At 72.2% G+C, this 21,373-nt stretch carries 21 protein-coding genes; 20 read left to right on the top strand and 1 reads right to left on the bottom strand.

Features of this window, described 5'->3' with window-relative positions:
* Positions 1-18: 18 nt before the first annotated feature.
* The 19 genes from rpsE (at position 19) to glmM (ending at position 18,405) form a co-directional block, all read left to right on the top strand.
* Complete coding sequence (gene rpsE / locus ACFP6A_RS00735) at positions 19-636, top strand: 30S ribosomal protein S5 (protein WP_379600816.1); 618 nt, start codon at positions 19-21, stop codon at positions 634-636.
* Positions 636-818, top strand: a complete 183-nt coding sequence (rpmD, locus tag ACFP6A_RS00730) for a 50S ribosomal protein L30 (protein ID WP_379600814.1) — start codon at positions 636-638, stop codon at positions 816-818. The genes rpsE and rpmD overlap by 1 nt, the downstream gene beginning before the upstream one ends.
* Position 819: 1 nt before the next feature.
* Entirely contained in the window at positions 820-1,305 is a 486-nt protein-coding gene (gene rplO, locus ACFP6A_RS00725) for a 50S ribosomal protein L15 (protein WP_379600813.1), read from the top strand.
* Positions 1,306-1,491: 186 nt separating this feature from the next.
* On the top strand, positions 1,492-2,808 hold the full coding sequence (secY, locus tag ACFP6A_RS00720; protein ID WP_379600811.1) for a preprotein translocase subunit SecY: 1,317 nt from the start codon (positions 1,492-1,494) through the stop codon (positions 2,806-2,808).
* On the top strand, positions 2,805-3,383 hold the full coding sequence (locus tag ACFP6A_RS00715; RefSeq protein WP_379600809.1) for an adenylate kinase: 579 nt from the start codon (positions 2,805-2,807) through the stop codon (positions 3,381-3,383). The genes secY and ACFP6A_RS00715 overlap by 4 nt, the downstream gene beginning before the upstream one ends.
* A gap of 5 nt (positions 3,384-3,388) precedes the next feature.
* Entirely contained in the window at positions 3,389-4,204 is an 816-nt protein-coding gene (gene map / locus ACFP6A_RS00710; protein ID WP_379600807.1) for a type I methionyl aminopeptidase, read from the top strand.
* A gap of 206 nt (positions 4,205-4,410) precedes the next feature.
* A complete protein-coding gene (gene infA, locus ACFP6A_RS00705; RefSeq protein WP_122824901.1) occupies positions 4,411-4,632 on the top strand; it encodes a translation initiation factor IF-1 in 222 nt (73 codons plus the stop codon).
* Between the two features lie 64 nt (positions 4,633-4,696).
* Entirely contained in the window at positions 4,697-4,810 is a 114-nt protein-coding gene (gene rpmJ / locus ACFP6A_RS00700; protein ID WP_073187875.1) for a 50S ribosomal protein L36, read from the top strand.
* A 140-nt stretch (positions 4,811-4,950) separates the two neighbouring features.
* Complete coding sequence (gene rpsM, locus ACFP6A_RS00695; RefSeq protein ID WP_379600804.1) at positions 4,951-5,328, top strand: 30S ribosomal protein S13; 378 nt, start codon at positions 4,951-4,953, stop codon at positions 5,326-5,328.
* A 72-nt stretch (positions 5,329-5,400) separates the two neighbouring features.
* Positions 5,401-5,808 carry a 30S ribosomal protein S11 gene (rpsK, locus tag ACFP6A_RS00690; RefSeq protein WP_379600803.1) on the top strand — a complete coding sequence of 136 codons (408 nt, stop codon included), beginning with the start codon at positions 5,401-5,403 and terminating at the stop codon, positions 5,806-5,808.
* A gap of 40 nt (positions 5,809-5,848) precedes the next feature.
* Entirely contained in the window at positions 5,849-6,475 is a 627-nt protein-coding gene (gene rpsD / locus ACFP6A_RS00685; RefSeq protein ID WP_379600801.1) for a 30S ribosomal protein S4, read from the top strand.
* A 162-nt stretch (positions 6,476-6,637) separates the two neighbouring features.
* Positions 6,638-7,651, top strand: a complete 1,014-nt coding sequence (locus tag ACFP6A_RS00680) for a DNA-directed RNA polymerase subunit alpha (RefSeq protein WP_379600799.1) — start codon at positions 6,638-6,640, stop codon at positions 7,649-7,651.
* Positions 7,652-7,722: 71 nt separating this feature from the next.
* The gene (gene rplQ, locus ACFP6A_RS00675; RefSeq protein WP_379600797.1) at positions 7,723-8,322 is read left to right on the top strand and encodes a 50S ribosomal protein L17; all 600 of its coding nucleotides are present in this window, start codon (positions 7,723-7,725) and stop codon (positions 8,320-8,322) included.
* Positions 8,323-8,381: 59 nt separating this feature from the next.
* Positions 8,382-9,239: a tRNA pseudouridine(38-40) synthase TruA gene (gene truA, locus ACFP6A_RS00670; protein ID WP_379600795.1), complete on the top strand. Its 858-nt coding sequence runs from the start codon at positions 8,382-8,384 to the stop codon at positions 9,237-9,239.
* Between the two features lie 67 nt (positions 9,240-9,306).
* Entirely contained in the window at positions 9,307-9,807 is a 501-nt protein-coding gene (locus ACFP6A_RS00665) for a DUF5709 domain-containing protein (protein WP_379600793.1), read from the top strand.
* A gap of 138 nt (positions 9,808-9,945) precedes the next feature.
* Positions 9,946-15,753 (top strand): pullulanase-type alpha-1,6-glucosidase, encoded by a 5,808-nt coding sequence (gene pulA / locus ACFP6A_RS00660; protein WP_379600791.1) that lies wholly within the window; start codon positions 9,946-9,948, stop codon positions 15,751-15,753.
* Positions 15,754-15,974: 221 nt separating this feature from the next.
* Positions 15,975-16,418 carry a 50S ribosomal protein L13 gene (gene rplM, locus ACFP6A_RS00655; protein WP_379600790.1) on the top strand — a complete coding sequence of 148 codons (444 nt, stop codon included), beginning with the start codon at positions 15,975-15,977 and terminating at the stop codon, positions 16,416-16,418.
* Between the two features lie 47 nt (positions 16,419-16,465).
* Entirely contained in the window at positions 16,466-16,957 is a 492-nt protein-coding gene (gene rpsI / locus ACFP6A_RS00650) for a 30S ribosomal protein S9 (RefSeq protein WP_379600788.1), read from the top strand.
* A gap of 98 nt (positions 16,958-17,055) precedes the next feature.
* Positions 17,056-18,405, top strand: coding sequence for a phosphoglucosamine mutase (gene glmM, locus ACFP6A_RS00645; protein ID WP_379600786.1), 1,350 nt, complete (start codon positions 17,056-17,058; stop codon positions 18,403-18,405).
* 6 nt (positions 18,406-18,411) lie between these two features.
* On the opposite strand, the gene coaA is transcribed toward glmM, so the two are convergent.
* Entirely contained in the window at positions 18,412-19,386 is a 975-nt protein-coding gene (gene coaA, locus ACFP6A_RS00640; RefSeq protein WP_379601427.1) for a type I pantothenate kinase, read from the bottom strand.
* Between the two features lie 63 nt (positions 19,387-19,449).
* Between coaA and glmS the strand changes: the two genes are divergently transcribed.
* Positions 19,450-21,312 (top strand): glutamine--fructose-6-phosphate transaminase (isomerizing), encoded by a 1,863-nt coding sequence (gene glmS / locus ACFP6A_RS00635; RefSeq protein WP_379600784.1) that lies wholly within the window; start codon positions 19,450-19,452, stop codon positions 21,310-21,312.
* Positions 21,313-21,373: the final 61 nt, after the last annotated feature.

Here is a 21,373-nt window from a genome sequence, read left to right as displayed (position 1 = left end):
GAGAGAAGGACGTTTCCCATGGCTGGACCCCAGCGCAGGGGCAGCAGCGGCGCCGCCGGTGGCGGCGAGCGCCGTGACCGGCGCGACCGCGACAACCGTCGCGGCGACGACCGGGACAAGACCCAGTACGTCGAGCGCGTGGTGACCATCAACCGCGTCGCCAAGGTCGTCAAGGGCGGCCGCCGCTTCAGCTTCACCGCACTCGTCGTCGTCGGTGACGGCGACGGCACCGTCGGCGTCGGCTACGGCAAGGCGAAGGAGGTGCCGGCCGCGATCGCCAAGGGCGTGGAGGAGGCCAAGAAGAACTTCTTCAAGGTCCCCCGGATCCAGGGCACGATCCCGCACCCGATCACCGGCGAGGCGGCTGCCGGGGTCGTGCTGCTGCGCCCGGCGTCGCCCGGTACCGGCGTCATCGCCGGGGGCCCGGTGCGGGCCGTGCTGGAGTGCGCCGGCATCCACGACGTGCTGAGCAAGTCCCTCGGCTCGGACAACGCGATCAACATCGTCCACGCGACCGTGGCCGCCCTGCGCGGCCTCGAGCGCCCCGAGGAGGTGGCCGCGCGTCGCGGCCTGCCGATCGAGGACGTCGCGCCCGCCGCCCTGCTGCGGGCCCGTGCTGCCGGGGTCGGTGCCTGATGGCCAGGCTCAAGGTCGTGCAGATCCGCTCGGAGATCGGGGGCAAGCAGAACCAGCGCGACACCCTCCGGTCCCTGGGCCTCAAGCGCATCGGTGACGCCGTGGTCAAGGAGGACCGCCCGGAGATCCGGGGCATGGTCGCTGCCGTGGCGCACCTCGTCACCGTCGAGGAGGTCGACTGACATGGCGCCCAACAGCGCTGACAACGTCCGTGCCGAGGGGCACGGTGGTGCGCTGAAGGTGCACCACCTGCGCCCGGCTCCGGGGTCCCGGACCGCGAAGACCCGGGTCGGCCGGGGTGAGGCCAGCAAGGGCAAGACCGCCGGCCGGGGCACCAAGGGCACCAAGGCCCGCTACCAGGTGTCCGCCGCCTTCGAGGGTGGGCAGATGCCGTTGCACATGCGGCTGCCCAAGCTGCGCGGGTTCAGCAACCCGTTCCGGACCGAGTACCAGGTGGTCAACACCGGCCGGCTCGCCGAGCTGTTCCCGCAGGGCGGGACCGTCGGCGTCGCCGAGCTCGTCGAGGCCGGGGCCGTCCGCAAGGGCCAGAAGGTCAAGGTGCTCGGCACCGGTGACCTCGCGGTGGCCCTCGAGGTGAGCGCCCACAAGTTCTCGGCGTCCGCCAAGGAGAAGATCACCGCCGCCGGAGGCTCGGTCACCGAGCTCTGAGGTCACGCTGGTGCCCGTCGGCCGCGCCGCCCGGGTGACCGCCGTTCGGGCTGTCACCCCGGGCGCCGCGGCCGACGCACGTCCGGCACCCTGCAGCACCCCCACCCGTCCGCGATAGTCTCGGCGCACCCGCCACCGACGGCGACGCCCCGACGCCCCTGCGCACGCCGCGCACCTGGAGGACCTGTGCTCAGCGCATTCGCGCGGGCGTTCAAGACGCCCGACCTGCGGCGCAAGCTGCTGTTCACGATGGGGATCATGGCCCTGTTCCGGCTCGGGTCCTTCGTCCCGACCCCCGGTGTGAGCTACCCGAACGTCCAGGACTGCATCGGCGGCCTGGACCAGACCAACGACCTGCTCGGCATGGTCAACCTGTTCAGCGGCGGAGCGCTCCTGCAGCTGTCGGTGTTCGCGCTGGGGATCATGCCGTACATCACCGCGAGCATCATCGTGCAGCTCCTGCGGGTCGTCATCCCGCGTTTCGAGGAGCTGCACAAGGAGGGGCAGCAGGGCACCGCCAAGCTGACGCAGTACACGCGGTACCTGACGATCGCGCTGGCCGTGCTGCAGTCCACCACGTACGTGGCCGTCGCGCGCTCCGGCAACCTGTTCGGCGTCGCCGGCTCCGGTGCCCCGGCGTCCTGCCAGAACGTCATCCCGAACGACTCGGCGATGACCATGCTGCTCATGGTGATCACGATGACCGCGGGCACCGGCCTGATCATGTGGCTCGGTGAGCTCATCACCGAGAAGGGCATCGGCAACGGCATGTCGATGCTCATCTTCACCTCGATCGCGGCGACCTTCCCGGGCTCGATCTGGGCGATCGGCCAGGCTCGCGGCTACGACGTGATGACGCTGGTCGTCGCCGTCGGGCTCGTCATCCTCACGCTCGTGGTCTTCGTCGAGCAGTCCCAGCGCCGGGTTCCGGTGCAGTACGCCAAGCGGATGGTCGGCCGCCGCATGTACGGCGGCACGAGCACCTACATCCCGATCAAGGTGAACATGGCCGGCGTCATCCCCGTCATCTTCGCCTCGTCCCTGCTGTACCTGCCGGCGCTCGTCGCGCAGTTCAACGACCCGACGGCGGACTGGGTGGTCTGGGTGACGAACACGTTCGTCACCGGCGACCACCCGGTCTACATCATCAGCTACTTCCTGCTGATCGTGTTCTTCACGTACTTCTACGTGTCGATCACGTTCAACCCCGACGAGGTCGCGGACAACATCAAGCGCGTGGGCGGGTTCATCCCCGGCATCCGCGCCGGACGACCCACGGCGGAGTACCTCGACTACATCCTCACCCGGATCACGCTGGCCGGAGCGCTGTACCTCGGCCTGGTCGCGCTGATCCCGATCATCGCCCTGGTCCTCGTCGGGGCGAACCAGAACTTCCCGTTCGGTGGCGTGTCGATCCTCATCGTCGTCGGCGTCGGACTGGAGACGGTGAAGCAGATCGAGTCGCAGCTGCAGCAGCGACACTACGAAGGGTTCCTGCGATGACGCGCCTGGTCCTGCTCGGTCCCCCCGGAGCCGGCAAGGGCACCCAGGCCCAGCGGCTCTCCGAGCGGCTCGGCGTGCCCGCCGTCTCCACCGGCGACATCTTCCGCTCCAACGTCGCCCAGGGGACCGAGCTCGGCCGCGAGGCGCAGTCCTACATGGAGGCCGGGGAGTACGTGCCCGACTCGGTGACCAACCGGATGGTCGCCGACCGGCTCACCCAGGCGGACTGCTCCGGCGGGTTCCTGCTGGACGGCTACCCGCGCACGGCCGCTCAGGTCGTCGAGCTCGACCGGGTGCTCGCCGCGGACGGCCACCGGCTGGACGCCGTCCTCGAGCTCGTCGTCGCCGACACCGAGGAGGTCGTCAGCCGGCTGCGCAAGCGGGCGGTCACCGAGGGCCGCAGCGACGACACCGAGGACGTCATCCGGCGGCGGCTGGAGGTCTACGCCGAGCAGACGGCGCCGCTGACCGACCTGTACCGCGAGCGGGGTCTGCTCGTGCAGGTCGACGGGACCGGGGACGTCGACGAGGTGACCAGCCGGATTCTCACCGCCCTCGACGAGCGCACCGCCTGACTCGGATGTTCGGTCGCGAGCGGATCGAGTACAAGACCCCCGAGCAGGTGCTGCTCATGCGCCGGGCCGGCCTCGTCGTCGCCCGGGCGCTGGAGGCGGTGCGTGCCGAGATCCGTCCCGGCGTGACGACCGCCGAGCTCGACGCGGTCGCCGAGGACGTCATCCGCTCCGCCGGGGCCACCCCCTCCTTCCTCGGCTACCACGGGTTCCCGGCGTCGATCTGCGCGTCGGTGAACGAGGAGGTCGTCCACGGCATCCCCGGCGGGCGCACGGTGCAGCCCGGAGACGTGGTCTCGATCGACTGCGGTGCGATCGTCGACGGGTGGCACGGCGACGCGGCGTTCAGCACCGTCGTGGCACCGGCCGGCGCCGCGGACACCACGCTCAGCGCGGTCACCGAGCAGGCGATGTGGGCCGGGGTCGCCGCGCTGCAGGTCGGCGGCCGGCTCGGCGACGTCGGCGCCGCCGTCGAGGACGCCGTCGAGGGTCGGTACGGCATCGTGGAGGGCTACGTCGGCCACGGGATCGGCACCGCGATGCACCAGCCGCCGGAGGTCCTCAACTACCGGGTCCGGGAACGCGGCCCGCGCCTGCGCCCGGGACTGTGCGTCGCGGTCGAGCCGATGCTCGTCGACGGCGACCCGGACACCACCGTCCTGGCCGACGACTGGACCGTCGTGACGACGTCCGGCGCCCGCGCCGCCCACTGGGAGCACACCGTCGCACTCGGTGAGCGCGGACCCTGGGTGCTCACCGCCCCGGACGGCGGGGTGGAGGCGCTGGCCGCCCTCGGCGTCCGCGCCGCTCCCCTTGCCGACTGACTGGGCCGACTGACCGGACCGGCTGGCCCGACGATTTCGTGGTTGCGGGCAGAGTGGCGTAGGCTTGTGCGTCGGCTCACGAGCACCATCGTCCTGTCGCGCCCCGCGGCTGGTTCGGCACGACCAGGACGCCGTCACGCGTGCGCCACGCCAGGTACGTCCCCGCTCCGGCGGGCCGAGAAGACGAGTGAGGACCGACCCAGGACATGGCGAAGAAGGACGGAGTCATCGAGATCGAGGGCACCGTGGTGGAGGCCCTGCCGAACGCGATGTTCCGTGTGGAGCTGTCCAACGGGCACAAGGTCCTCGCCCACATCTCGGGCAAGATGCGCCAGCACTACATCCGGATCCTCCCGGAGGACCGGGTGGTCGTCGAGCTCAGCCCGTACGACCTCACCCGCGGGCGCATTGTCTACCGCTACAAGTAACCGACCACAGCGAGCACCGCGCCGCCGACGGCGAGAGCCGGCCGGCGGGAGGCCGAGGGACACGATGAAGGTACAGCCGAGCGTCAAGACGATCTGCGACAAGTGCAAGGTGATCCGCCGTCACGGCCGGGTCATGGTGATCTGCGAGAACCCTCGTCACAAGCAGCGCCAGGGCTGACGACCCACCCCACTGCAGGGCACGACCCCCGGGACGACGTCCCGGGACGACACCCCCGGTCCGGAGGCCGGGGACTCCCACCTCGCGGCGGGAGGCCGGTCCTGCAGCAGACCTCCGGCGACACCAGGAGATAGACAGGAATGGCACGTCTCGTCGGCGTCGACCTCCCCCGCGACAAGCGGCTCGAGGTTGCGCTCACCTACATCTACGGCATCGGACGCACCCGCGCCCAGCAGGCCCTTGCCGCCACCGGCGTGAGCCCCGACCTGCGCGTCCGCGACATGGGCGACGCCGAGCTCGTGGCCCTGCGTGACTACATCGACGCCAACTTCCAGGTCGAGGGAGACCTCCGCCGAGAGGTGGCCTCCGACATCCGGCGCAAGGTCGAGATCGGCTCCTACCAGGGGCTCCGCCACCGTCGCGGCCTGCCGGTGCACGGCCAGCGCACCAAGACGAACGCCCGGACCCGCAAGGGGCCCAAGCGCACCGTCGCGGGCAAGAAGAAGGCCAAGAAGTAGACCCAGCGGCCCCCGCCGCGCCCCCGACCTCCCGACACAGCGTCACCGAACCAGCCAGGAGAGAAGCAGCACATGCCTCCCAAGACCCGAGCAGCCGCCGGGGCGCGCCGTCCCCGCCGCAAGGAGAAGAAGAACGTCTCCCACGGCCAGGCGCACATCAAGAGCACCTTCAACAACACCATCGTCTCCATCACCGACCCGTCCGGTGCGGTGATCTCGTGGGCCTCCGCCGGTCAGGTCGGCTTCAAGGGCTCCCGCAAGTCGACCCCGTTCGCGGCGCAGATGGCGGCCGAGGCCGCGGCGCGCCGTGCCCAGGAGCACGGGATGCGCAAGGTCGACGTGTTCGTCAAGGGACCTGGCTCCGGCCGGGAGACCGCGATCCGCTCGCTGACGGCCGCCGGGCTGGAGGTCGGGTCCATCTCGGACGTGACTCCCACCCCGCACAACGGCTGCCGCCCGCCCAAGCGCCGTCGCGTCTGACCCGCGCCGACCCTGACGACACGAAGGAGAAACCCAGACCATGGCGCGATACACCGGCGCTGACTGCAAGCGCTGCCGCCGCGAGAAGACCAAGCTGTACCTCAAGGGTGCCAAGTGCGACTCGCCGAAGTGCCCGATCGAGATCCGGCCCTACCCGCCGGGCGAGCACGGCCGCGCCCGCACCAAGGAGAGCGAGTACCTCCTGCAGATGCGGGAGAAGCAGAAGGCCGCCCGCATCTACGGCGTGCTGGAGAAGCAGTTCCGCGGGTACTACGAGGAGGCGCACCGGCGTCCGGGCAAGACCGGCGAGAACCTGCTGCGGATCCTGGAGTCGCGGCTCGACAACGTCGTCTACCGGGCCGGTTACGCCAAGTCCCGTGACATGGCTCGCCAGCTCGTCCGGCACGGCCACTTCCTCGTCAACGGCAAGAAGGTCGACATCCCGAGCTACCGGGTGAGCGAGAACGACATCGTCGAGGTCCGGGCGAAGTCCTGGGAGATGACGCCGTTCGTCGTCGCCCGCGCCGAGGCCGGTGAGCGGACCGTCCCGGCGTGGCTCGAGGTCGTCCCCTCCAAGATGCGGATCCTCGTGCACGGCCTGCCCCAGCGCCAGGTGATCGACACCCAGGTGCAGGAGCAGCTCATCGTCGAGCTCTACTCGAAGTAAGCCGGGTAGCCGGCGTAACCCGCCGGTGCCCCCGGTGCCCACGGCACCGGGGACGCCGCGCGGGCGGGCTCCCCCCGGGAGCAGCACCACCCCGGACGGCGTACCGAGCCCGTCCGGGCCGTGTCAGGGTCAAATAGCGGGCCCTGGAAGGAAGGAACCACAGTGCTCATCGCGCAGCGCCCCACCCTCACCGAGGACGTCGTCACCGAGCGCCGCTCGCGGTTCGTCATCGAGCCGCTGGAGCCGGGCTTCGGCTACACCCTCGGCAACTCCCTCCGTCGCACCCTGCTGTCGTCGATCCCCGGCGCGGCCGTGACCAGCCTCCGCATCGACGGCGTCCTGCACGAGTTCTCCACCGTGCCGGGGGTCAAGGAGGACGTCACCGAGATCATCCTCAACATCAAGAACCTCGTCGTCTCCAGCGAGCACGACGAGCCGGTCGTCATGTACCTGCGCAAGCAGGGCCCCGGCACGGTGACCGCCGCCGACATCGCCCCGCCGGCGGGCGTCGAGGTGCACAACCCCGACCTGCACATCGCCACGCTCAACGCCAAGGGCAAGCTGGAGATGGAGCTCACCGTCGAGCGCGGCCGCGGCTACGTCTCGGCCCAGCAGAACAAGTCCGGGGACGCCGAGATCGGCCGGATCCCGGTGGACTCCATCTACTCCCCGGTGCTCAAGGTGACGTACAAGGTCGAGGCGACCCGCGTCGAGCAGCGCACCGACTTCGACCGTCTCGTCGTCGACGTCGAGACCAAGGCCTCGATGCAGCCGCGTGACGCGATGGCCAGCGCCGGCAAGACCCTGGTCGAGCTGTTCGGGCTGGCCCGCGAGCTCAACGTCGAGGCCGAGGGCATCGACATGGGGCCGTCGCCCACGGACGCCGCGCTGGCAGCGGACCTGGCGCTGCCGATCGAGGAGCTCGACCTCACGGTCCGCTCCTACAACTGCCTGAAGCGCGAGGGCATCCACACCGTGGGTGAGCTCACCGCCCGCAGCGAGGCCGACCTGCTCGACATCCGCAACTTCGGCGCGAAGTCGATCGACGAGGTCAAGGCCAAGCTGGTCGGCATGGGCCTGTCGCTCAAGGACAGCCCGCCCGGGTTCGACCCGAGCGCCGTCGTGGACACCTACGGCGACGACGACATGTCCTTCGCCGAGGACGAGCAGTACTGAGGCACCCGAGCCACGCTCACGCCGTCCGGCGGTCCTGACGGCGCGGCCCCACCCGAGGAGAACACCGAACTATGCCTACCCCAGCCAAGGGCCCGCGGCTCGGCGGCGGCCCGGCCCACGAGCGCCTCATGCTCGCCGGTCTGGCCACCCAGCTGTTCGAGCACCAGCGGATCACGACGACCGAGGCCAAGGCGAAGCGGCTGCGTCCGCTCGCTGAGCGCCTCATCACCTTCGCCAAGCGCGGGGACCTCGCCGCCCGGCGCCGGGTGATGACGGTGGTCCGCGACAAGGGCGTCGTGCACACCCTGTTCACCGAGATCGGCCCGGCGATGGCCGAACGTCCCGGCGGGTACACCCGGATCACGAAGATCGGCCCCCGCAAGGGGGACAACGCCCCGATGGCCGTGATCGAGCTCGTGCTCGAACCGCTGTCGCCGAAGAAGGCGACCGTGCGCGAGGCCGAGTCGGCGACCCGCCGAGCCGCCGCGGCGAGTGCCGTCCCGGCCGCCGAGGAGACGACGACCGAGCCGGCCGAGGTGGACGACTCTGCTGAGCCGGCTGACTCTGCTGAGTCGGCTGACTCTGCTGAGTCGGCTGACTCGCCGGCAGAGGCCGACGCCGGTGCAGCGGCCGCTGGCGAGGACGAGGACGAGAAGAAGGCGGACGCCTGACCCACCCGCCTGAGCGTGCCGCCGAGCCCGCCGCCCCCGCCGACGGGGACGGCGGGCTCGTGCGCGTCCGGCTGGACCTGGGCTACGACGGCACCGGGTTCCGGGGCTGGGCGCGCCAACCCGGCCTGCGCACCGTCCAGGAGACCCTCGAGGACGCCCTTGCCCGGGTGCTCAGGCTGCAGGCCCCGCCGGTCACGGTCGTGGCCGGCCGCACCGACGCCGGCGTCCACGCCACCGGGCAGGTCTGCCACGTCGACCTGCCCCGAACCGTCTGGCTCGCCGTGCGCGACCGCTCCGGGTCCGCGCGCGGTGAGGTGCTGCGCCGGCGCCTGGCCGGCGTCCTGCCCGACGACGTCGTCGTCACCCGGGTGACGGCGGCGGCACCCGGCTTCGACGCCAGGTTCTCGGCACTGCGCCGCCGCTACGCCTACCGGCTCGCGGACGACCCGGCCGGGGTCCCGCCGCTGCGCCGCTGGGACGTCGCCCGGGCCCGCGGTCCACTCGACGTCGCCGCGATGGACGCCGCCGCACGCACCCTGGAGGGCCTGCACGACTTCGCCGCGTTCTGCCGCCCTCGGTCCGGGGCGACGACGGTGCGCACGCTGCTGGAGTACCGCTGGTCCCGCGACGCCGACGGCTTCGTCACCGCCCGCGTCGTCGCCGACGCGTTCTGCCACTCGATGGTCCGCGCCCTCGTCGGCGCGGTGCTGCCGGTGGGCAGCCGGCGCCGACCGGTGGACTGGCCGCGACAGGTGCTCGACGCAGGCGTCCGCGACCCGGCCGTCGAGGTCGCCCCGGCGCACGGGCTGGTCCTCGAGGAGGTCGTCTACCCCGGGGACGCCGACCTGGCCGAGCGGGCCCGAGTGGCCCGCCGGCGCCGGGACGAGCCGCAGTGCCCACCCGGCCCCGACCGCTGACCGGGCGGGGCGGGCCGGCGGGCCCCTCGAGTCGTGGGCCGGCCCGGGCGGTGGCATCGTCGGAGGCATGAGCCAGAACGACAACGTCAGCGAGACCGTCGGCGTCCCCCCGGACGACGCCCCGGACGACCTGCTCGAGCGGGCCACGGACGACGACGTCGACGACGTCCTGGACGCCGGCTACTCCCCGCCGGAGAAGCCGCTCGGCATCGACAGGTTCGGCACCACGCTCGAGGAGGAGCGCCAGGGCGAGACCCTCGACCAGCGGCTGGCCCAGGAGGAGCCGGAGCAGTCCGTCGAGGCCCAGGACCCCGGCGGCGCGCGCGGCGTCCGTGCCCCCGGCGAGCCCGACGTGGTCGACGACGGGACTGCCGACGCCGCGCAGGACGGCGAGCTGCTGGACGACCAGGTCGGGGACCGGCGCGCCGGCCGGATCGTCGAGTCCGACGAGGGCGCCCACACCGACGCCGAGAAGGACGCCGTCGCCCGGGACGTGGGCGTCGACGGCGGTGCCGCCTCGGCGGAGGAGGCGGCGGTGCACGTCGTGGACGACTCTGAGTCGACGTGACCGGCTGACCTGACTGGCGGAGCCGGCGACGGGGCTCTTCCGGCGTGTCCGTGGCGGGGGCTACGGTGCTCGGCAGATCCCGCGGATATCGCCACGTAGCGGGACCAACCGCTGTCACCGCCCAGCCCTGGAGTCCCGATGGCGTCTTCCCGCCCTCTGCGTGCCACCGCCCTGACCGTCGGCTCGGCGGCGCTCCTCGGGTCCCTGCTCGTCCCGCTGCCGGCGGTGGCGCAGCACTCCCCGGTGCCCGAGCAGGTCACGCTGGTGGGCAGCCTGCAGAGCGAGCTGGGCTGCAGCGGTGACTGGGAGCCCGACTGCGAGGCCACCCGGCTCGAGCCGGTCGACGGCACCACCGAGTTCGCCGCGACGTTCGAGGTGCCCGGCGGGCAGCACTCCTTCAAGGTGGCGCTCAACGACGGGTGGGACGAGAACTACGGCGCCGGCGGGGTGGCCGGCGGCGCCGACATCCCCCTGGTGCTCGGTGGGTCCGTGCCGGTGCGGTTCTCCTACGACCACGCCACGCACGACGTCCGGATGACCCCGCTGCTGGCAGCGGAGCCGTTCGGGGACGGCGACGCGGACCTCGTGCCGCCGTCCCTGCGCGAGCCGCTGACCGACGAGCGGTTCTACTTCGTCATGGCCGACCGGTTCGCCAACGGCGACCCGACCAACGACACCGGCGGCTCGACGTCCGGCGACCGCCTGGACCACGGGTTCGACCCGACCGACAAGGGCTTCTACCACGGTGGCGACCTGGCCGGGATCATGGACCGGCTTGACTACGTCGAGTCGCTGGGAACCACGGCGATCTGGCTCACACCGTCGTTCGAGAACCGGCCGGTCCAGGGTTCCGGCGACGACGTCAGCGCTGGGTACCACGGCTACTGGGTCACCGACTTCACCCGGATCGACCCGCACCTGGGCACCAACGAGGAGATGAAGGCCCTCGTCGACGCCGCGCACGAGCGGGGGATGAAGGTCTTCTTCGACATCATCACGAACCACACCGCGGACGTCATCGACTACGCCGAGGGCGAGTACGCCTACGTCAGCAAGGAGCAGGCGCCGTACCGGGACGCTGACGGCCACGAGTTCGACGACGCCGACTACGCCGGCACCGGGGAGTTCCCCGAGCTGGACCCTGAGGTGTCCTTCCCGTACACGCCGGTGTTCCGGACCGACGCCGACGCCACCGCGAAGACGCCGGCCTGGCTCAACGATCGCACGCTGTACCACAACCGCGGCGACTCGACGTTCACCGGCGAGTCCAGCACCTACGGTGACTTCATCGGCCTGGACGACCTGTTCACCGAGCACCCGGACGTCGTCGAGGGCATGGGCGAGATCTACCGGACCTGGGTCGACTTCGGCATCGACGGCTTCCGGGTCGACACCGTCAAGCACGTGAACATGGAGTTCTGGCAGGAGTTCGCACCGGCGATCACGCAACGGGCCCGGGAGACCGGCAACGACGACTTCTTCGCCTTCGGCGAGGTGTTCGAGGCCAACCCTGCCTACATGTCGCAGTACACGACCACCGGGAGGATGCAGGCCACCATCGACTTCGCCTTCCAGGCGCGCGCCGTCGAGCTGGCCAAGGGCGGCCCGGGCACGGCGATGCGCGACCTGTTCGCGGCCGACGACTGGTACACCGACACCGACTCCAACGCCTACCAGCTGCCCACCTTCCTGGGGAACCACGACATGGGCCGCGTCGGTCACTTCCTCGCCCAGGACGTCGAGGACGACGCCGAGCTGCTGGCGCGGGCCCGGTTCGCCCACGCGCTGATGTACCTCTTCCGCGGGCAGCCGGTCGTCTACTACGGCGACGAGCAGGGCTTCACCGGTGACGGCGGCGACAAGGACGCCCGGCAGGACATGTTCGCCTCACAGGTCGCCAGCTACGCCGACGACGACCTCATCGGCACCGACGCCACGACGGCCGAGGACAACTTCGACACCGACCACCCGCTGTACCGCTGGATCGCCGAGCTGGCGGCCCTGCGCGAGGAGCACCCCGCGCTGGCGGACGGGACGCAGGTGCACCGGTACGCGAGCAACGCGGCGGGCGTGCTCGCGGTCAGCCGTTTCGACCGCGACCGCGGCGTGGAGTACGTCGTCGCGGTGAACAACGCGACCGAGCCCGCCACCGCGTCGTTCGAGACGTGGACGCCGAGGACGACGTTCCGTCCGGTGCTGGGGGAGGGCTCGCACCTGCGCAGCGACGCCGAGGGCCGGGTGGAGGTCACCGTGCCGCCGCTGTCGGCCGTGGTGTGGGAGGCCGTCCGGCCGGTCAGGAAGCGGACGACCGCGCCGGCGCCCGCGTTCGCCGCCCCGTCCGCCGGCGCCGTCGTGCACCCGGTGCCCGGCAGCGGCGGCGGCGACCGGGCCGAGGTGCGGGTGAGCGTCACCGAGAACGCGTTCGCCGAGGTCGGCTTCGCGTGGCGTCTGGCCGGCACCGAGGACTGGCAGCGCCTCGGCACCGACGACAACGCGCCGTACCGGGTGTTCCACGACCTCTCCGGGCTGGCCGACGGCACGGTCGTCGAGTACCGGGCGGTGCTGCGTGACGCCAGCGGCAACCTCTCGGTCGCCTCCAGCTTCGGCGTCGTGGGCGACGCCCCGGCCGGTGGCGGCACCGGCGGCGGCACCGACCCCGTGGGCCCGGTCGAGCAGCCCGACGCCGTGAGCGTGCCGGGGACGCACAACACCGAGATGGGTTGCGAGACCGACTGGGACCCCGGCTGCGACGCCGCCCAGCTGACGCTGTCGCCTACCGACGACGTCTGGAAGGGCACGTTCGACCTGCCCGCCGGCGACTACGAGTACAAGGTCGCCGTCGACGGCACGTGGGACGAGAACTACGGCGCCGGCGCCGTCCCGGGCGGCGCGAACATCCCGTACACCCACGACGGCGGGCCGGTCTCCTTCTACTACGACCACCGCACCCACTGGGTGGCCTCCGACGCGCAGGGCCCGGTCGTCACCGCACCGGGGTCGTTCCAGTCCGAGCTCGGCTGCCCCGGTGACTGGGCACCCGAGTGCATGCGGTCGTGGCTGCAGGACCCGGACGGCGACGGCACCTACACGTTCGCGACCACGCAGATCCCGCCCGGCTCCTACGAGGTCAAGGTCGCGCACGGCCTGTCCTGGGACGAGAACTACGGCGCCGGCGGCGCCCCGGACGGCGCGAACATCGGCTTCTCGGTGCCCGCCGCCGGCGTCGTGACGACGTTCAGCTACGACCTGGCCACCCACGTGCTCACGGTCAGCACGTCGCAGGCCGGTGCCGCCCCGGACCTCAGCACGGCGAAGGCGCACTGGGTGGCGCGCGACCTCGTCGCCTGGCCTCGAGGGGACCTGCCACCCGGGCTCGGCCCCGACCAGGCGCGGTGGCGCCTGCACTGGGCCCCCGACGGTGGGCTGGCCGTGGACGCCGAGGACCTGGCCGGTGGTGACAGCGCACCGCTGACCTACGACCCGGCAGGCCTGCCCGACGACGTCCGGGAGTCCTTCCCGCACCTGGCGGACCACCTGGCGCTGCGGCTGGACGCCAGGACCGTCGCGCAGGCCCGCGCCATCCTCACCGGGCAGGTCGCCGTCGCGCAGTACGACGACCTGGGTCGGCTCACCGACGCCACCGGCGTCCAGGTGCCGGGTGTCATCGACGACCTGTACGCGGCAGCGGCGGACGCCGACCTGGGCGTCCAGTGGCGCGGCCGCTCGCCGCACCTGGCCCTGTGGGCCCCGACGGCCAAGGACGTCGACCTGCTGGTGTGGCCGGCGTCCGCACCCGACGGTGAGCCGCGGCGGCTGGACGCCCGCCGCGACGCCGACGGGGTCTGGCACGTGGTGGGCCGGCCGGACTGGACCGGGTCGCAGTACCTGTGGGCGGTCACGGTCTACGCGCCGTCGACCGGTGCAGTGGAGGAGAACCTCGTCACCGACCCGTACTCGGTGGCCCTGACCACCGACTCCCGGCGGTCGGTCGTCGTGGACCTCGACGACCGCTCGCTCGCCCCGGCGCAGTGGCGGACCGCCGAGCAGCCGGCCCTGGACCAGCCGGAGGACTCGACCATCTACGAGCTGCACGTGCGCGACTTCTCCATCGGGGACGAGACGGTGCCCGCTGAGCACCGGGGCACCTACCTCGCGTTCGCCGACGAGGGACGGGGGCGGGCGCACCTGCGAGACCTCGCCGAGGCGGGCCTCAACACGGTGCACCTGCTGCCGACGTTCGACATCGCCTCGATCCCGGAGGACCCGGCCGACCAGCTCACCCCGGACTGCGACCTCGAGTCGCTCCCCCCGGACTCGCCGGAGCAGCAGGCCTGCATCGGCGCCGTGCGTGCCCGCGACGCCTTCAACTGGGGCTACGACCCGTGGCACTTCTCGGTACCGGAGGGCTCGTACGCGACCCGGCCGGACGGCGGCGCGCGGGTCGCGGAGTTCCGGACCATGGTCGGGGCGCTGCACGCCGACGGGCTGCGCGTCGTCCTCGACCAGGTGTTCAACCACACGGCCGCCTCGGGGCAGGACCCGAAGTCCGTGCTCGACCGGGTCGTTCCCGGGTACTACCACCGGCTGAACCCCTCGACCGGTGCGGTCGAGACGTCCACGTGCTGCCAGAACGTCGCGACGGAGCACGCGATGGCCGAGAAGCTCATGGTCGACTCGGTGGTGCTGTGGGCGCGTGACTACAAGGTCGACGGGTTCCGGTTCGACCTCATGGGCCACCACTCACGCTCGACGATGGAGACGGTGCGGGCCGCGCTCGACGACCTCACGCCCGCGAAGGACGGGGTGGACGGCTCCCAGGTGTACCTGTACGGCGAGGGCTGGAACTTCGGTGAGGTCGCGGACAACGCCCGGTTCACCCAGGCCACCCAGGGTCAGCTCGACGGCACCGGGATCGGAACCTTCTCCGACCGGCTCCGGGACGCCGTCCGCGGGGGCGGGCCGTTCGACGAGGACCCACGCGCCCAGGGCCTGGCCAGCGGGTTGTTCACCGACCCCAACGACAGCCCGGCGAACGGCGACACCGGCGCCCAGCGGGACCGGCTGCTCCACTACGGCGACCTGGTCAAGCTCGGACTGGCCGGCAACCTGCGGGACTACACCTTCGTCGGCGCGAACGGGGAGACGGTCAAGGGCTCCGAGGTCGACTACAACGGGTCGCCTGCCGGCTACGCGAGCGACCCGGAGGAGGTCGTCACCTACGTCGACGCGCACGACAACGAGACGATCTGGGACGCCCTGACCCTCAAGCTGCCGCCGGACACCTCGATGGACGACCGGGTGCGGATGAACACCCTGGCGCTGTCGACGGTGGCACTGAGCCAGACCCCCGCGTTCTGGCACGCCGGGGCCGACCTGCTGCGCAGCAAGTCGCTGGACCGCAACTCCTACGACTCCGGTGACTGGTTCAACCACATCGGCTGGGACGGCGCCGACAACGGCTTCGGCCGCGGCCTGCCCCCGGCGTGGGACAACGAGGCGAAGTGGGTCTACCAGCAGCCGCTGCTGGTGGACCCGGCGCTCAAGCCGGACGCCGACGACGTCGAGGCGGCGTCGACCGCCGCCCGCGAGCTGCTCGAGCTGCGGTTCTCCTCCCCGCTGTTCCGGCTCGGGGACGCCGCGGAGATCCAGCGCCGCGTGTCCTTCCCGCTGGGCGGCCCGGAGCAGACCCCGGGCGTGGTCGTCATGCACATCGACGACACGGTCGGCACGGACCTCGACCCCGAGCTCGAGGGGCTGCTCGTCGTCCTCAACGCCACCGACGACCCGGTTGCCGAGCAGGTGCCCGGCCTGGCCGGTGAGGACCTCTCCCTGCACCCGGTGCAGGCGGACGGCGCGGACGACGTCGTGCGGGCCACCGCGTGGGACGCCGAGGCGGGGACCGTCACCGTCCCGGCCCGAACCGTCGCGGTCCTGGTCCAGGACTGAGCGCGCCCCGCGAGGGCGTTTTGACCACTCCAGCGGCCCCCTAGTACCCTGACGAGTCGTCGTGCGCTCTGGCCGCGTGGGCCGGGGCGCCGTCCCGACACCACTGGCGTGACAGGGCGCCTCGTCCTGCCGCCTCAGGCGGTCGGCGACACGCACGCACACCACCGAGCACACGCTCACCAACGAGCACCACCAACGAGACGGAACGAAGGCTGACCACCGTGCGCACGTACACCCCCAAGCCCGGCGACGTCGAGCGTCAGTGGCACGTCATCGACGCGACCGACGTCGTCCTCGGCCGGCTGGCCAGCCACACCGCCCAGCTGCTGCGCGGCAAGCACAAGCCGGTCTTCGCCCCGCACGTGGACACCGGCGACTTCGTCATCATCGTCAACGCCGGCAAGGTGGCCCTCTCCGGCGCCAAGCGCGAGCAGAAGAAGGCCTACCGGCACTCCGGCTACCCGGGCGGCCTGCGCGCCATGGCCTACGGCGACCTGCTGGAGAGGTTCCCCGAGCGCGCCGTGGAGAAGGCCGTCCGCGGGATGCTTCCCAAGAACAGCCTCGGCCGCCAGATGATGCGCAAGCTCAAGGTCTACGCCGGCCCGGAGCACCCGCACGGCGCCCAGAAGCCGCAGCCGTTCGAGATCACCCAGGTCGCGCAGTAGCCCGCGCCCGCCCCACCGACTGAGACCAGCCCCACCCGAGGAGAACCGTGGCCGAGCCCACCGCGACCGACGTGACCGAGGACGTCGAGGACGCCCCGAGCAGCTACTCGACGACCACCCCCGGGACCCCCGGGGCCGGCACGAGCATCACCGCGCCCGGCGGCGCGACCGGGCGGCGCAAGGAGGCCGTGGCCCGCGTCCGCCTGGTGCCGGGCAGCGGCCGCTGGTCCGTCAACGGCCGGGACCTGGAGTCCTACTTCCCCAACAAGGTGCACCAGCAGCTCGTCAACGAGCCGTTCCGGGTCACCGAGCTCGAGGGCCGCTTCGACGTCATCGCCCGGATCGACGGGGGCGGCACCTCGGGGCAGGCCGGCGCGCTGCGCCTGGGCATCGCCCGCGCGCTCAACGAGATCGACGCCGAGGCGAACCGGCCGGCGCTGAAGAAGGCCGGCTTCCTGTCCCGCGACGCCCGGGTCAAGGAGCGCAAGAAGGCGGGTCTGAAGAAGGCCCGCAAGGCCCCGCAGTACAGCAAGCGCTGACGTCCGGGGCGCCCGCCCAGGGCGCGGCCGGCGACGTCCCGACGGCCCCGGGAGTACGCTCCCGGGGCCGTCGCGGCGTCCACGACCCAGGAGGACCTGTGCCCCGACTCTTCGGCACGGACGGCGTCCGCGGTCTCGCGAACGTCGACGTCACCGCCGAGCTCGCCCTGGACCTGTCCGTCGCCGCCGCCCACGTGCTGGGCGACGCCGGGGCCTTCGCGGGCCACCGGCCGCGGGCCGTCGTCGGCCGCGACCCGCGCGCCTCCGGGGAGTTCCTGTCCGCCGCCGTCGTCGCCGGTCTGGCCAGTGCCGGGGTGGACGTCGAGGACGTCGGGGTGCTGCCGACCCCCGGTGTGGCCTACCTCGTCGCGGCGACCGGCGCCGACCTCGGCGTCGTCCTGTCGGCGTCGCACAACCCGATGCCGGACAACGGGATCAAGTTCTTCGCCCGCGGTGGGCACAAGCTGCCGGACGACGTCGAGGACCAGATCGAGAAGCGGTTGCGGGAGGACTGGCAGCGGCCCACGGGTGCCCGGGTCGGGCGGATCCGGCCCGACGGCGCCGGGGCCGCCCGGTACGTCGAGCACCTCGTGGGGACCCTGCGCCACCGCCTGGACGGCCTGCGGGTGGTGATGGACTGCGCGCACGGCGCCGCCTACCAGGTCGGCCCCGCCGCGCTGCGCGCGGCCGGTGCGCAGGTGACCGTGATCGGCGCCGAGCCCGACGGCCTCAACATCAACGACGGCTACGGGTCCACCCACCTCGACCGGCTGCAGGCCGCCGTCCGGGAGCACGGCGCGGACGCCGGGATCGCCGTCGACGGGGACGCCGACCGGTGCCTGGCCGTGGACGCCGACGGCCGCGTCGTCGACGGCGACCAGGTGATGGGCGTGCTGGCGGTTGCCCTCGCCGAGCGCGGCGAGCTGGCCGGCGACACCCTCGTCACGACGGTGATGAGCAACCTCGGGCTGCGCCTGGCGATGGAGCAGGCCGGGATCCGGACCGTGCAGACCGCCGTCGGGGACCGCTACGTGCTCGAGGAGATGCACCGGCACGGCTACTGCCTGGGCGGCGAGCAGTCCGGGCACGTGCTCATGCTCGCCCACCAGACCACCGGCGACGGCATCCTGACCGGGCTGCAGCTGCTGTCCCGGATGGCCGAGACCGGTCGCCCGCTCGCCGAGCTCGCCGGCGTCGTCCGGCGGCTGCCGCAGGTGCTCGTCAACGTCACGAACGTGGACAAGCGTCGCGCCCACGAGGACCCGGAGCTGACCAGCGCCGTCCAGGCCGCCGAGGCCGCCCTCGGCGAGACCGGCCGGGTGCTGCTGCGACCGTCCGGCACCGAGCCGGTCGTGCGGGTCATGGTCGAGGCCGCGGACGTCGAGCAGGCCCAGCAGGTCGCCGACCGGCTCGCCGGCGTCGTCCGGCAGCGGCTCGCCCTCGCCTGAGGGCCCTCACAGCTTGCGCAGCCGGACCCGTTGCACCGAGTGGTCCGGGCCCTTGCCCAGGACGAGCGTCGCCCGGCCACGGGTCGGCAGCACGTTCTCCACGAGGTTGCGCTCGTTGATGTCCCGCCAGATCTGCTCGGCGCGGGCGGTCGCCTGCTCGTCGGTCAGGTCGGCGTACCGGCGGAAGTAGGACCCGGGGCGGGTGAACGCCGTCCGGCGCAGCTCGAGGAAGCGCTGGACGTACCACTGGCGGACGTCGTCGGTGCGGGCGTCGACGTAGATGGAGAAGTCGAAGAAGTCGCTCACTGCCAGGCCCTGTCGGCCGTCGGCGCGCGGGCGGGCGGGCTGCAGGACGTTGAGCCCCTCGACGATCAGCACGTCCGGGCGCCGGACGACGACCTCGGCGCCGGGCACGATGTCGTAGGTGAGGTGGGAGTAGACCGGGGCGCGGACCTCCTCGGCCCCGGACTTGATCGCGGTGACGAAGCGCAGCAGGGCCCGCCGGTCGTAGGACTCCGGGAACCCCTTGCGGTGCATGAGGTGCCGCCGCTCGAGCTCGGCGTTGGGGTAGAGGAACCCGTCGGTGGTGACGAGCTCGACCCGCGGGGTCTGCGGCCAGCGGGCCAGCAGCTCACGCAGCAGCCGGGCCGTCGTGGACTTGCCCACGGCCACGGACCCGGCGATCCCGATGACGAAGGGCGTGCGGGCCGGCGTCTCGCCGAGGAACGTCGTGCTGGCGGCGTGCAGGTGGTCGACGGCGTCGACGTACAGGTTGAGCAGCCGGGACAGCGGCAGGTACACCTCCTCGACCTCCCGCAGGTCGACGCGCTCACCGAGCCCTCTCAGCCGCTCGACGTCCGCGTCGGTCAGCGGCAGCGGCGTCGAGCGCGCCAACCGGCTCCACGTGTGCCGGTCGAGGTGCACGTACGGCGAGGCGCCGCCGTTGGTGCTCGGGTGCGCGGCCATCGACACGTACCGCATTGTGCCGGTCACGGCCGCTCGGGTGGGCGGCCGCCCGCTGCCGGGATCGTTAGGCTGCCGTCCATGTGCGGCATCGTGGGCTACGCGGGCAGGGACGCCTCGACGCGTCAGGCGGTGGACGTGGTCCTCGACGGCCTGCGCCGGCTGGAGTACCGCGGCTACGACTCGGCCGGGGTCGCCGTCCTGGCCGACGGCGGGGTGGCGGCGACCAAGCGGGCCGGCAAGCTGGCCAACCTCGTCGAGGCCCTGGACGCCGAGCCGCTGCCGGTCAGCGCCACCGGGATCGGGCACACCCGGTGGGCCACGCACGGTGCACCGACCGACGAGAACGCCCACCCGCACCTCGGCGGTGGCGACGACCGGGTCGCGCTGATCCACAACGGCATCATCGAGAACTTCGCCCGGCTCAAGGCCGAGCTGCTCGAGGCCGGCGTCACCTTCCGCAGCGAGACCGACACCGAGGTCGCGGCCCACCTGCTCGCCCGTGCCTACGACGACACCGGTGACCTCACCGAGGCGATGCGGACGGTCTGCCGCCGGCTCGAGGGGGCCTTCACCCTGCTCGCCGTCCACGCCGACGTCCCCGGCACCGTCGTGGGTGCCCGGCGCAACTCCCCGCTCGTCGTCGGTCTGGGCCAGGACGCCAACTACCTCGGCTCGGACGTCGCGGCGTTCATCGCCCACACCCGCGAGGCGGTCGAGCTCGGCCAGGACCAGGTCGTCACCATCACCGCCGACGCCGTGGAGATCACGGGGTTCGACGGGTCACCGGCCCAGGGCAGGCGCTACCACGTCGACTGGGACGCCGCCGCCGCCGAGAAGGGCGGCTACCCGTCGTTCATGGCCAAGGAGATCCACGAGCAGCCCCGCGCCGTGGCCGACACCCTGCTCGGCCGCACCGACGAGAACGGCGACCTGGTCCTCGACGAGCTGCACATCGACGAGGCCGTGCTGCGCAGCATCGACAAGATCGTCGTCGTCGCGTGCGGCACCGCCGCCTACGCCGGCCAGGTGGCCAAGTACGCCATCGAGCACTGGTGCCGGATCCCCGTCGAGGTCGAGCTCGCGCACGAGTTCCGCTACCGCGACCCGGTGGTGAACGCCAAGACCCTCGTCGTCGCGGTCTCCCAGTCCGGCGAGACGATGGACACGATCATGGCGGTACGGCACGCCCGCGAGCAGGGTGCCCGGGTGATCGCCATCTGCAACACCCACGGCTCCACCATCCCGCGGGAGTCCGACGGCGTCCTGTACACCCACGCCGGCCCGGAGGTCGCCGTCGCCTCGACCAAGGCGTTCCTCGCCCAGATCACCGCCACCTACCTGCTCGGGCTGTACCTCGCCCAACTGCGCGGCAACAAGTTCCGCGACGAGGTGCGGGAGATCCTCGGCCAGCTGCAGCAGATGCCCGAGGCGATCCAGAAGGTCCTCGACGGCGTCGAGCACGTCCGCCAGATCGCCCGGTGGATGGTCGACACCCGTTCGGTGCTTTTCCTCGGCCGGCACGTCGGGTACCCGGTGGCGATGGAGGGCGCGCTCAAGCTCAAGGAGCTCGCCTACATCCACGCCGAGGGCTTCGCCGCCGGTGAGCTCAAGCACGGGCCGATCGCCCTCATCGAGCCCGGTCAGCCGGTGTTCGTCGTCGTGCCCTCACCGCGCGGGCGGGACTCCCTGCACGGCAAGGTGGTCTCCAACATCCAGGAGATCCGGGCCCGCGGCGCCCGGACCCTCGTCATCGCCGAGGAGGGCGACGACGACGTCGTCCCGTACGCCGACGAGATCATCCGGGTGCCGCAGACCCCGACCCTGCTCGCCCCGCTCGTCACCACCGTGCCGCTGCAGGTGTTCGCCTGCGAGCTCGCCACCGCCAAGGGCCTGGACGTCGACCAGCCCCGCAACCTCGCCAAGTCCGTCACGGTCGAGTGAGGGTGACGGCTACCCGCGGGGCAGGGTGGCGGGACTGCATGATCACCGAGAGGGGGTGGTG

This window comes from Quadrisphaera sp. GCM10027208 (assembly GCF_042658805.1).
GTDB lineage: Bacteria > Actinomycetota > Actinomycetes > Actinomycetales > SCSIO-59966 > SCSIO-59966.
This window is presented reverse-complemented; position numbering and strand designations above follow the sequence as displayed.